General features: G+C 67.0%; 9 protein-coding genes. 8 read left to right on the top strand and 1 reads right to left on the bottom strand.

Going from position 1 to position 12,262, the window contains the following annotated elements; genetic code table 11:
- Window positions 1-109 precede the first annotated feature (109 nt).
- Entirely contained in the window at window positions 110-1,129 is a 1,020-nt protein-coding gene (locus ACZK29_RS18595) for a glucokinase family protein (RefSeq protein ID WP_111204390.1), read from the bottom strand.
- A gap of 377 nt (window positions 1,130-1,506) precedes the next feature.
- Here ACZK29_RS18595 and ACZK29_RS18590 point away from each other — a divergent pair, with 377 nt between their 5' ends.
- From ACZK29_RS18590 to ACZK29_RS18555, 8 genes are all read left to right on the top strand, one after another.
- Window positions 1,507-2,796 carry a sugar MFS transporter gene (locus tag ACZK29_RS18590; RefSeq protein ID WP_111204389.1) on the top strand — a complete coding sequence of 430 codons (1,290 nt, stop codon included), beginning with the start codon at window positions 1,507-1,509 and terminating at the stop codon, window positions 2,794-2,796.
- A gap of 39 nt (window positions 2,797-2,835) precedes the next feature.
- Complete coding sequence (locus ACZK29_RS18585; RefSeq protein ID WP_006391719.1) at window positions 2,836-3,903, top strand: LacI family DNA-binding transcriptional regulator; 1,068 nt, start codon at window positions 2,836-2,838, stop codon at window positions 3,901-3,903.
- 7 nt (window positions 3,904-3,910) lie between these two features.
- Window positions 3,911-4,939 carry an SIS domain-containing protein gene (locus ACZK29_RS18580; RefSeq protein ID WP_111204388.1) on the top strand — a complete coding sequence of 343 codons (1,029 nt, stop codon included), beginning with the start codon at window positions 3,911-3,913 and terminating at the stop codon, window positions 4,937-4,939.
- Window positions 4,939-6,087, top strand: a complete 1,149-nt coding sequence (gene nagA, locus ACZK29_RS18575; protein ID WP_111204387.1) for an N-acetylglucosamine-6-phosphate deacetylase — start codon at window positions 4,939-4,941, stop codon at window positions 6,085-6,087. The genes ACZK29_RS18580 and nagA overlap by 1 nt, the downstream gene beginning before the upstream one ends.
- On the top strand, window positions 6,087-7,154 hold the full coding sequence (locus ACZK29_RS18570) for an acyltransferase family protein (RefSeq protein WP_111204386.1): 1,068 nt from the start codon (window positions 6,087-6,089) through the stop codon (window positions 7,152-7,154). Before nagA ends, ACZK29_RS18570 begins: the two co-directional genes overlap by 1 nt.
- A gap of 332 nt (window positions 7,155-7,486) precedes the next feature.
- Window positions 7,487-10,513, top strand: coding sequence for an autotransporter family protein (locus ACZK29_RS18565; RefSeq protein ID WP_164147254.1), 3,027 nt, complete (start codon window positions 7,487-7,489; stop codon window positions 10,511-10,513).
- Between the two features lie 360 nt (window positions 10,514-10,873).
- Entirely contained in the window at window positions 10,874-11,878 is a 1,005-nt protein-coding gene (locus tag ACZK29_RS18560) for a S41 family peptidase (protein ID WP_164147255.1), read from the top strand.
- Between the two features lie 3 nt (window positions 11,879-11,881).
- Window positions 11,882-12,217 (top strand): hypothetical protein, encoded by a 336-nt coding sequence (locus ACZK29_RS18555; RefSeq protein WP_478446348.1) that lies wholly within the window; start codon window positions 11,882-11,884, stop codon window positions 12,215-12,217.
- Window positions 12,218-12,262 lie beyond the last annotated feature (45 nt).

The following is a 12,262-nucleotide window of genomic DNA, read 5'->3' as shown; positions in this document are numbered from 1 at the left end:
GGCGGTGTTCGGTTACGGTTGCGAAGACATGCGCGGGGCGGCGGCGAAGTCCCGTGCGTTGGCGTGCCACGTACTGCGTGCTGCGATTTCGTTGAAGCCTGTTACGGTGTCAGGCAGCCGACTGCTGCTGCAGGTACCAGCTGGCAGCGCCGACCACGCCCAGCTGGCCGTGTTCGACGACCTTCACCGGGATGCGTGCCAGTGCTTCGCCCATCGGTCCCTTCTGCAGGTAGCGTTCGACGAAGGTGCTGGCGTGCAGGTATTCGCGGATCTGCGGCAGGATGCCGCCGGCCAGGTAGACGCCACCGTGGGCGCCATAGAACAGGGCCATGTCGCCGATGGTGCTGCCCAGCAGGCCGCAGAACACATCCAGCGCCTGGCGCGCATGCGCATCGGTATCGGCCATGGCCGCGGCGGTAACCGCATCGGGGCTGGCAAGCGTCGGCACCTGTTCCTGCAGCGCACACACCGCGCGGTACAGGTTCATCAGGCCGGGGCCGGAGATCGCATGCTCGATCGACACATGGGCGCGGTCGCGCTGCATGTGGCGGACGATGGCCATTTCCAGCTCGGTGCTCGCTGCCAGGGTCGGCTGGCCCGCTTCCGTGGGCAGCACCACCGGGCCGTGTGCGGTGGGGATCCACAGCGCGGCGCCGAGGCCGGTGCCGGGGCCGACCACCAGGGTCGGGCCGCGCGCAGCGGTCTCCGGCCCGCACAGGTGCAGCACGCCACTGGCGTCCACCTGTGCGGCGGCGTAGGCCACTGCCTCGAAATCGTTGACGATGTACACCCGCTGCAGGCCGAGATCGGCTTCCACCTGGCGCGCGGACAGCGGCCACGGCAGGTTGGCGGTGATCACCGTACCGTCTTCGCGGGCGTAACCGGCGCTTGCGACCACGCAATGCGTGGGCCGCGGGCCTTCACCCAGGAAGTCGGACAGGATCGCGCTGAGGCCGCCGTGGTCGGCGTTTCGGTACTTGCGGTATTCCAGCACCTGCACCGGATGGGCGGCATCGCCGCTGGCCTGGACCCGGGCCACGCGCACATGGGTGCCACCGACGTCGGCGGCCAGGAACGAGGGCGCGACTCGGGACAGGACATGGGCCGGGGCGGGGTGGCTGGCGGTCACGCGGGCTCCTGCTGCAGGTGGGGCCGGCCCCATGTTCGGGACCGGCGATTGGGGCGGAGTCTGTAACCCTGCTGACAACGATGTCAACGAGTTCGTGACACTTTCGTTGCTGCGTCGCAACGAATGCGGCGTGCAGTAAACGTTTACATGGCGTGAGCATGGGTTTCACGCTGGAACCGTTGCTGCACGGGGCTCAAGGGCTGCAGCGCATTCAGCAGGATCCGTTGCGATCGGGTTGCGCAGTGCAGCACGAGGTTCACGTGACCACGCAGGGAAGTTGACAAACCGCGGCTGTCCATCGAAAGAATGTGACAACGTTGTTCCCAGCCACTCTCCGACGCCGCGTTCTGCGGCCGTCGCCGCAGGAGCCCCTCCCGATGTCCGCCGTCTCCGCTGCAAGCGTGCGCCCGAACGTGGCCACCTCCATCGCCATCGTCGGCGTGCTGTTCTTCCTGATCGGCTTCTTCACCTGGCTCAACGGCCCGCTGATCACCTTCGTCAAGCTCGCCTTCGAACTCAGCGAGGTCGGCGCCTTCCTTGTGCTGATGGTGTTCTACCTGTCCTACTTCTTTCTGGCGCTGCCGTCGTCGTGGATCCTGCGCCGCACCGGCATGAAGAAGGGCCTGAGCCTGAGCCTGCTGGTGATGGCCGGTGGCGCTGCGCTGTTTGGTGAATTCGCCACGCAGCGCTGGTACCCGGGGGCGCTCGGCGGCCTGTTCGTGATCGGCAGCGGCCTGGCCCTGCTGCAGACTGCGATCAACCCCTATATCTCCATCCTCGGCCCGATCGAGACTGCGGCACGCCGCATCGCGCTGATGGGCATCTGCAACAAGATCGCCGGCATGCTGGCGCCGGTGCTGATCGGTACCGTGGTGCTGCACGGCATCGGCGATCTTTCGGCCAGCGTGGCCGCGGCCGATGAAGCAACCAAGGCACAGCTTCTGAACGAATTCGCCGCCAAGATCCACGCACCCTACCTGGCCATGGCCGGCCTGCTGGTGCTGTTGGCGGTGGCCGTGCTGTTCTCGCCGCTGCCGGAAATCAAGTCGTCCGAAGCCAACGCTACCCCGGCTGCGCCCGGTGCCGCCGAGCGCCGCAGCATCTTCCAGTTCCCGCACCTGTGGCTGGGCGTGCTGTGCCTGTTCGTCTACGTCGGCGTGGAGGTGATGGCCGGTGATGCCATCGGTACCTACGGCCACGGCTTCGACCTGCCGCTGGACCAGACCAAGATGTTCACCTCGCTCACCCTGGGCGCGATGCTGGTCGGTTACGTGGTCGGCCTGCTGCTGATTCCGCGGGTGGTCTCGCAGTCGCGCTACCTGACCATCTCGGCGGTGCTGGGCGTGGTGTTCTGCCTCGGCGCCTGGGCCACCCACGGCTACGTGTCGGTGGCCTTCGTGGCCCTGCTGGGCTTTGCCAACGCCATGATGTGGCCGGCGATCTTCCCGCTGGCGATCCGTGGCCTCGGCCGATTCACCGAAACCGGCTCGGCCCTGCTGGTCATGGGCATCGCCGGTGGCGCGATCATTCCCCAGCTGTTCGCCGTGCTCAAGCAGCACATCGACTTCCAGCTGGTGTTCGTGCTGCTGATGGTGCCGTGCTACCTGTACATCCTGTTCTACTCGGTGATCGGCCATCGCGCCGGCCTGCCGCAGGACAAGGCCTGATCGGCGATGATGGACGGCAGCCAACCCCAGGGAAAACCCATGCGCAGAGCGACCATCAAGGACGTTGCGGAGAAGGCCAAGGTCTCGCTGAAGACGGTCTCGCGGGTGATCAACAACGAGCCTTCGGTGATGCAGGCCACCCGTGCGCGGGTGCTGCGTGCCATCGCCGAGCTCGACTACGAACCCGATCCGTCCGCGCGCAACCTGCGCAGCGGCACCACCTTCGTGATCGGGCTGGTCTACGACAACCCGAACCCGTACCACATCATCGGCGTGCAGAACGGCGTGCTCGCCGCCTGCCGCGAGACCGGGTTCGGGCTGCAGATCCATCCCTGCGATTCCAGCTCGCCGCTGCTGGCCGATGAACTGGCCGACTGGGTGCAGCGTTCGCGCCTGGCCGGGCTGGTGCTGACCGCGCCGATGTCCGAGCGCCGCGACCTGATCCAGGCGCTGACCGCGCGCGGCATCAAGCTGGTGCGCATCATCGCCGCCACCGAAGACCCGGCCGACGGCGCCTGCGTGTTCGTCGACGACCGCGAGGCCGCCTACGAGATCACCGAGCACCTGATCCAGCTGGGCCACCAGCGCATCGGTTTCCTCTGGGGCGGCATCTCGCACCGCTCCTCGGGCGAACGCTATGCCGGTTACGAAGCTGCGCTGAAGGACTACGGCATGACCGTGGACAAGCACCTGGTGGTGCAGGGCGATTACACCTTCGATGATGGTTTCCGTGGTGCGCGCCGCCTGCTGGCGCTGCGCGAGCCACCCACCGCCATCTTCGGGTCCAACGATGAAATCGCGGCCGGCGTGCTGGCCGCCGCCAAGTCGGCCGGCATGAACGTGCCGTACGACCTGTCCATCGCCGGTTTCGAGGACAGCCCGTTCTCGCGCCAGTCGTGGCCGCCGCTGACCACCGCCAAGCAGGCCACCGAAGACATCGCCCGCCACGCCGCGCGCCTCCTGATCGCGCAGCTGCGCAGCGATGCCTACGACGACGCGCCGGCACCGCTGCACAACCAGGGCTTCGTGCCGCAGCTGGTGGTGCGCGGTTCGACGGCGCCGATGCGCCCGGCCGGCGCACGCCCCCTCCCTTCCGATCCTGCCTGAGCCTGCCATGTCGCTGTCAGACCCCACCGCCACCCTGATGTTCGCCGAGGCCGCTGAAGCGGCCGACGTGGTTGCCCGCCAGTTCTCGCGCAACCACGCCACCATGGAAACCCTGGCCGCCAGCCTGCGTGCCGCACCGCCGCCGTTCGTGGTCACCTGCGCACGCGGCAGTTCCGACCACGCCGCCACCTACGGCAAATACCTGCTGGAAACCCAGCTGGGCCTGGTGGTCGCGTCGGCCTCGCCGTCGGTAGGGTCGGTCTATGCCGCACCACTGCAGCTGCGTGGCGCACTGTTCATCGTCATCTCGCAGTCGGGCAAGAGCCCGGACCTGCTGCGCAATGCCGAGGCCGCCAAGGCTGCCGGTGCGCGCGTGATCGCACTGGTGAACGTCGAGGATTCACCGCTGGCGCAGCTGGCCGACACGGTCATCCCGCTGCATGCCGGTGCCGAGAAGAGCGTTGCAGCGACCAAGAGCTACCTGGCCTCGCTGGCTGCGCTGCTGCAGCTGGCCGCGTACTGGAAGCAGGACAGCAGTCTGCGCAGCGCGCTGGACCTGCTGCCGGACGCGATGCGCGAGGCGTGGCAGTGTGACTGGAGCGCGGTGACCGAGGGCCTGGTCGAGGCTACCAGCCTGTTCGTGCTCGGCCGTGGCCTGGGCCTGGGTGCGGCGCAGGAAGCGGCGCTGAAGTTCAAGGAAACCTGCAGCCTGCATGCCGAGGCCTACAGTTCGGCCGAAGTGAAGCACGGCCCGATGGCACTGGTTGACCGTGGTTTCCCGGTGCTGGCCTTTGCCCAGCCCGATGAGACCGGCGCCGGCACCCGTGCGGTGGTGGAGGAATTCACCTCGCGTGGTGCGCAGGTCTGGCTGGCCGGTGCCGGTGGCAACCTGCCGGTGGCTGCTGCGCCACACCCGTTGTGCGCACCGCTGCTGACCGTGCAGAGTTTCTATCGCGCGATCAACGCACTGGCGCTGCGTCGTGGTTTCAACCCGGATCTGCCGCCGCACCTGAACAAGGTGACGGAGACCGTGTAATGGCGACCGTGCTGCGCAATGCCCGCATCCTGGCGGGCGACGACTTCCGCGATGATCTGGCGCTGGTGATCGAGAACGGGCAGATCAGCGCCCTGTTGCCCGACGCGGCGCCGCAGCTTGGCCAGGCCGATGAGCAGGTGGACCTGGGCGGCGGCTGGCTGCTGCCCGGTTTCATCGACGTGCAGGTCAATGGCGGCGGCGGCGCGCTGTTCAACAACACGCCGGACGTAGCGGCACTGCGCACCATCGCGCAGGCGCACCGCCGTTTCGGCACCACCGCGATGCTGCCGACACTGATCAGTGATGACGTGGAAGTGATGCGCGAAGCGATCGCGGCGATGCGCGAGGCGATCACGCAGGGTGTGCCGGGCGTGATCGGCATCCACCTGGAAGGCCCGTACATCGCGCCGGCGCGCAAGGGCACGCACGATGCCAGCAAGTTCCGCGTGCCGGACGAAGAAGAAATCGCTCTGGCGGCATCGCTGGACAACGGTGTGACCGTGCTGACGCTGGCGCCGGAACGCGTGCCGCTGGAGACCATCCGTGCGCTGGTCGAGCGTGGCGTGATCGTCGCTGCCGGGCATACCGCAGGTACCTACGAAGAGATCCGTGCCGGTCTGGATGCTGGTGTGCGTGGCTTCACCCACCTGTACAACGCGATGTCGCCGCTGCAGGGCCGCGAACCCGGTGCGGTGGGCGCTGCGCTGGAAGACCGCGACAGCTGGATTGGCATCATCGTCGATGGCGTGCACGTGCATCCCGCCAGCCTGCGCGTGGCACTGGCGGCCAAGCCGCGCGGCCGCCTGCTTCTGGTGACCGATGCGATGCCGCCGGTCGGTGCCGATGATCCCAGCTACGTGCTGTACGGCGAAACCATCACCGCCATCGACGGTGTGGTGCGCAATGCCGCCGGTTCGCTGGCCGGTTCGGCGCTGGACATGGCCACCGCGTTGCGCAACACCGTGCAGCTGCTTGGCCAGCCGCTGGCCGAAGCGGCGCGCATGGCATCGACGTACCCGGCGCAGTTCCTCAATGTCGATGATCGCCTGGGCCACATCGCCGAGGGCTACCAGGCCGACCTGGTGCTGCTGGACGACGCCCTGCAGGTGCGTGGTACCTGGATTGCCGGACAGTACGAGGCCGCCTGATGAACAGTTCGCCGCCACGCCGGCTGGGCTCGATCGATGCCCTGCGCGGCATCACCGTGGCGGCGATGCTGCTGGTCAACAATCCGGGCGACTGGAGTGCAGTGTTCGCGCCGCTGCGTCATTCGGAATGGCATGGCTGCACGCCCACCGATCTGGTGTTCCCGTTCTTCCTGTTCCTGGTGGGTGTGTCGATGGCCTTCAGCGTGGCACCGCGCGCGCTGGATGCCGCTGCACGCCCAGCACTGGCGCGCGGCGTGCTGGAGCGCGCGCTGCGCATCCTGGTGGCCGGTGCGCTGCTGCATCTGCTGATCTGGTGGGCACTGGATACGCATCACTTCCGCATCTGGGGCGTGCTGCAACGTATCGCGGTGTGTGCGGCGTTGGTGGGCGTACTGGCGGTCTACGCGCGACCACGCGTGCAGGTGGGCGCTTTGATCGCGCTGCTGGTGGGGTACACCGTGTTGCTGCTGGGCATCGGCGACCTGGCGCCGTGGACCAACCCGGCCAGCCGCCTGGATACCGCGCTGTTCGCACCGTGGATCTACCAGTGGCATGCCGATACCGGACTGGGCCATGACCCGGAAGGATTGCTGAGCACGCTGGGGGCGCTGGCCAGTACCGTGCTCGGCCTGCTGGCCGGTGGCCTGCTGCGCAATGGGCGTGCTGCCGCGCTGGCCGGGCTGGGCGTGGCAACCGCCATGCTCGGCCTGCTGCTGGCCATCGTGCTGCCGCTGAACAAGCAGCTGTGGACGCCCAGCTACGTGCTATGGACGGGCGGTCTGGCGGCGCTGGCACTGTGGCTGGGCCACGTGCTGATCGACCAGAAGGGTTGGCCGGCACTCGGCCGGCGCTTCGGTGTCAATGCGATCACCGCGTACCTGGGGGCATCGGTGATGTCGGTGGTGCTGATGGCCACCGGGATCTGGGGGTGGGTCTGGCAGCAGCTGGCCACCGCGATGCCGCAGGCGCTGGAGCTGGCGTCGATGCTGCAGGCGCTGGTGTTCGTCGCACTGTGGTGGGGCGTGGCGTGGTGGCTGGACCGGCGGAAGATCTATCTGAAGATCTGACGGCGCGGGGTCGGCCCCCTTTCCGAAGGAAAGAGGCTCTCGCCAACGGCATCCACGCGTGGCGTGGATCTACCAGGCGCCATGAGCGAATCGATTGGTAATGCAGGGTCAGTAGATTCACGCCATGCGTGGATGCTTTGCGCGTGATTCCTGATACCGGAAAAATGAATGCTTTCAGCCACATCACATCGGCGTGAGGGCTGGGCGATTTCACATCTGAACTGTGATTTCCCGCACGCAAGTTCACCTATCGAAATGGTTCACCACGCGGCAGACTGCAAGCGCCGTGCCACGCATACGCAGTTCCTGATTTCCCGTCCAGGAGTGCCCCCATGTCCCGTGCCGTTCCGCGTGCGTTCCGCCCGCGCCGCCTTGCTGTTTCCGTGTTGCAGGCCCTCGCCGTTCCCTCTCTGCTTCTGACGACCGCCAGCGTCGCCTGGGCCGGCTGCAACAACCCGGCACCGACCGCCGGCCAGACGGTCACCTGTGATGCCAACGCACCGAATCCGCAGACCACTCCCGTTACCGCAAACGGCGCGGCCGGCATCACCGTCAACGTCGCCAGCGGTGCACAGCTGCAGCAGAGTGGTGGTGGACCGGCCATAGCGCTGGTCGGCGCCGGTGGCCACCTGCTTTCAAACCAGGGCGCGATCAGTTCGGTCGGCGGTGTGGCGGTCCAGCTCGGTGGCGGCAGCCGCGTCGAAAATGCGGGCAGCATCAGCACCGGCAACAACACCGCCCTGCAGTTCGTCGGTGCGGGCGACAGCGTGGTGATCAATCGAGGAACCATCAGTGGTCGTACAGGCGTGCAGTTCGATGCCGGCAACGATCGCCTCGAGATGCAGAGCGGCAGCATCACCGGAGGCGTACTGCAGGGCGATGGAAACGATGTGCTGCTGCTCGGCGATGGCACGATCGACAGCGTCGACCAGGGCGCGGGCGATGACCAGATGACCGTCACCGGCGGCACCGTCACCGGGCTGGTGACGCAGGGCAGTGGCCGCGATGATTTTGTCATGACCGGCGGCACCATCGGCGCGCTGCAGCAGGGCGACAACATCGATACCTTCCGCATGAGCGGGGGCCGTATCGTCGGCGCGTTCGAGGACGGCGACCAGGCCTGGATGACCGGTGGCCGCATCGGCCGCGTCAACATGAAGCTGGACAAGAATCTGTGGGACCAGTCAGGCGGTACGGTTGAGGGCAACGTGGTAACGGCCTTCGATACCGACACCATCATCATCTCGGGGACGGCCTACATCGGCGGCAACATCAGCGTCAGCGGTGGTAATGACAGCGTGACCATCACCGACGGCACCGTGCGCGGGCAGGTGCTGCTCAGTACCGGCAACGACACCTTCAACTGGAGTGGCGGTGGCATCGTCTACGGCGCGATCGACATGGGGCCGGACAACGACGTGGCCAACCTCAGCAGCCTCAACCAGGGCAACCTCGGTGTGGTGCCGCTGTTCGACGGCGGCGGTGGCATCGACCAGCTCAACTTCAACAACGTCAAGACCACGGGCGTGGGCCGCTTCCAGAACTGGGAGGCGATCAGCCTGGCCAACAGCACAGAGCTGACCTTCGATGGCGACCTGGTGCTGGGCGACAGCACAACCGGCACTGGCGCGCTCACGGTGGACGACACCAGTACCGTCTACGCGGGCAGTGGGGGGCATGCCATCCGCCCGTTCAACAGTGGCGCACTGGTGGAGATGGTCAATGCCGGGCGCATCGACCTGACCGGTACCGGCGCGGGCGATGTGTTCACCGTGCGTGGCAACTACCGCGGTGACGGCGGTGGCCTGTACCTGCGCACCGTGCTGGGCGCGGACAATTCCACCAGCGACCGCCTGGTGATCGATGGCGGTACCGCCACAGGTACCACCGGCATCGGCGTGCTCAACGCCGGCGGCAGCGGCGCGGCCACGCTGGCCGATGGCATCCTGGTGGTGCAGGCCTTGAATGGTGGCCGCACCGCGCCGGGAGCGTTCTCGCTGTTCGCACCGGTCGCGGCCGGTGCCTACGAGTACTTCCTGTTCAAGGGCGGTGTCAGTGCCGGTACCAGCGAGAACTGGTACCTGCGCTCGACGCTGGTGACCGGACCAACGCCGGCCCCCAACGGCGGTGGCAGCGCCACGCCACCGCCGCTGACGCCGCCAGTGGCACCACCGCCACCCATCGCCCCGGCACCGCCACCGCCGCCGGAAGGCGCCACCGATCCCGACCTGACCGCGGGCGAGACCGCGCCGCCACCGCCGCCACCGGAACCGGCGCCGGTGGCCCCGCCCAGCGATCCGGCGGTGCCGGACGTGCCGGTGGCCGGTGGTGCGCTGCCCGGTACCGGCACGCCGCCAACGCCGGGTGCACGCCCGGCCGAAGGCGCGGTGGTGCCGCTGTACCGCGTGGAGACTGCTGCCTACGCAGTGGTGCCACCGCTGCTGCGCGAGACCTCGTTGGCCAGTATCGGCACGTTCCACGAGCGGCAGGGCGAGCAGCGCCTGCTGTACAACCAGGGGGCATTCCGTACCGCCTGGGGCCGCTTGGTGGGCCAGAGCAGCGAGATCCACTGGAAGGGCGACGCGCAGTCCGGCTTCGATGGCGATGTGATGGGTCTGCAGGCCGGCCTCGACGTGTGGGCCGCGGCGTCTGACAATCATCGCAACCAGGTCGGCGTGTTCGTCGGCCGCACCCGCGCGCAGGGCAAGACCACCGGCCTGGCACTGGGTTGGGAGAATGTGCAGGTGGGCCAGAACCGCTTGGACGACAAGCATGTCGGCCTGTACTGGACGTTTACCGACAGCAGCGGTGGCTACATCGACGCCACGGCGATGCAGAGCCGCTACGACGGCCGTGTGCGTTCCTCACGCGGTCTCGGCTTCGGCCTGAGCGGCGACGGCACCAGCGTGTCGGTGGAGGCCGGCAAGCTGCTGCTGCGCTTCGGTCAGTCCGCATGGTGGCTGGAACCGCAGGTGCAGGTGATCTGGCAACGCACCTCGCTGGACGACCGCCGCGATGAAGTATCGAGCGTGCGCTTCGACAACGACAACGCCTGGACCGGCCGCGTCGGCCTGCGCCTTGCCGGCGACTACCAGCTGGCCGACAACGGCTGGCAGCCGTACTTCAAGCTCAATTACTGGCATGGCCGTGCCGGTGAAGACCGCATCCGCTTCGACGATGACGTGATCGTCAATTCGCAGCGCTCGCGTGCGCTGGAAGCCGGCGTGGGTGTGGTCGGGCGCTTCAACCGCACCATAAGCGCCTATGTCGTGGCCGACTACACGCGCGAGCTGGGTGGCGACCGCAACGAGAAACGCCGCATCATCGAAGGCAACATCGGCCTGCGCGCGGACTGGTAGCGCGCGGTACGGGTGTCATGACCCGCTCTGGTGGGTGTCGACCTTGGTCGACACAGATTCCACCGGCGCCATGACCTTGCTCTGGTAGGTGCCGACCTTGGTCGGCACACATCCCCAACCAACGCCATTGACCCGCTCTTGTAGGCGTCGACCTTGGTCGACACGAACCCTACTGCCGTCATGACTCTGTAGAGCCGAGCCATGCTCGGCTGCTTCAGTCGCAGTTTCCCCAAGCCGAGCATAGGCTCGGCTCTACAGAACACTGGCGCGTGGCGAGATCGATCCCACCACGGCTATCCTACGGCTTCGATACATGACAAGGAGTCGTCGATGCTGGACCTAAGGAATGTTCGTGCCACCATGCTCACCACGCTGCTGCTTTCATCTTCGGCCGCAGTTGCAGAGGAGACAGTGGAGCTGCCGTCGCCCGAAGCGCGTGAGCAGATGCTGCAATTGTTGGAAACCCAGTCCTTGTACCGTGGTCGCGTCGATTGGAACGACGTGCGCGCGCGCCTGAACGCAGCAGGCGATGACCGCGCCCAACAGCGACGTGTTCTGGACGAGGCCGCCGCACGCAGCAGCGGAGGCCATGGCCGTTGGTTTTCACCAAGCGAGCAGCGTCAGCGCTCCGAACGTGCTCAGCGCTTGAATGCCGGTCAGGCGACGGACCTCGCTGCCCCCAGTCATGCCAATCCCCGCATCGGCGTGCTTCGGGTGAGCCCCTTCGTGGAAGACCTGCAACGCAGCGAATCGGAACGTTATGAAGCACGCAAGGTCTACGCGCTGGCGTTGCAGGGGCGTATCGCTGGCCTGGATGACGGCACGCGGTGCGGCTGGGTAGTGGATGTAAGCAGCAATGGTGGTGGCAACATGTGGCCGATGTTGTTTGGTTTGTTGCCATTGCTGCATGGAACGCAGGATACACAGGGGGCGTTGATCGGCGCCTTCCGTAGTGCCGATGGATTGCTGTGGTGGCGGCAGGCGGAAGGTGAAGTCGTGCAAGGCAATGCCTCGATGCTGCGTTCACGACAGGGCGCGTATCGGTTGCGTGCGGGCACGGCACCGGTGGCGGTGGTGATGGGGGCAGGCACTGCAAGCTCGGGCGAAGCAGTGGCACTCGCGTTTCGAGGGCAACCGGGGAGTCGTAGTTTCGGTCAGCCGAGCGCGGGCTTTTCTACCGGCAATCGACCGACGACGCTGGTGGACGGTACCACCTTGTTGTTGACCCACAACGTGATGACCGATCGTAACGGGCAGGGCGACGGTGGCAGAATGCAGCCGGATCAGGCTACGGCCAGCGGGCCGGCCACCCTTGCCGCCGCCCAAGCTTGGCTGTTGGCCCAGCCCGCCTGCCAGGGCCGCTGATCCATGATCCTGATCGGCCAACAGGAACGGGTGCTGATCGTCGGCCCCACCGAAGCCCACCACTGCCTGCGCTGTGGGACGGAAACCGAGTTCGCCCCCCAGCTGCGCTACAAGATGGCACGCATCGACCTGCTGTTCGGCTTCACCTACCAGCGCCGCTACGAGCTGGCCTGCACCCGCTGCGAACACGGCTGGGTGCTGGACACCGAGTCCATGGACCAGCAGCTGGGTGGGGTGCCGATTCCATGGCGGCACCGCTTCGGCCTGCCGCTGATGCTGGTGGGGGTGGCCGGGCTGGCGTCCGCCGGGTGGATATGGCGGCACGGATACATCGGTTGAGGACTGGGCCTGTTAAAGTCTGCCCTGCAATCACGTACCGGAACC

The sequence above is a fragment of the Stenotrophomonas sp. 89682_Sma genome (assembly GCF_056481405.1).
Note: the sequence above shows the minus strand (reverse complement) of the source record. Positions and strands in the feature narration are given on the sequence as shown.

Bases quoted from the DNA above. Each gene is read 5' to 3' on its own strand.
- ACZK29_RS18590 (WP_111204389.1), top strand. From the start codon at position 1,507: ATGTCCGCCGTCTCCGCTGCAAGCGTGCGCCCGAACGTGGCCACCTCC.
- ACZK29_RS18585 (WP_006391719.1), top strand. From the start codon at position 2,836: ATGCGCAGAGCGACCATCAAGGACGTTGCGGAGAAGGCCAAGGTCTCG.
- ACZK29_RS18580 (WP_111204388.1), top strand. From the start codon at position 3,911: ATGTCGCTGTCAGACCCCACCGCCACCCTGATGTTCGCCGAGGCCGCT.
- nagA (WP_111204387.1), top strand. From the start codon at position 4,939: ATGGCGACCGTGCTGCGCAATGCCCGCATCCTGGCGGGCGACGACTTC.
- ACZK29_RS18570 (WP_111204386.1), top strand. From the start codon at position 6,087: ATGAACAGTTCGCCGCCACGCCGGCTGGGCTCGATCGATGCCCTGCGC.
- ACZK29_RS18565 (WP_164147254.1), top strand. From the start codon at position 7,487: ATGTCCCGTGCCGTTCCGCGTGCGTTCCGCCCGCGCCGCCTTGCTGTT.
- ACZK29_RS18560 (WP_164147255.1), top strand. From the start codon at position 10,874: ATGCTCACCACGCTGCTGCTTTCATCTTCGGCCGCAGTTGCAGAGGAG.
- ACZK29_RS18555 (WP_478446348.1), top strand. From the start codon at position 11,882: ATGATCCTGATCGGCCAACAGGAACGGGTGCTGATCGTCGGCCCCACC.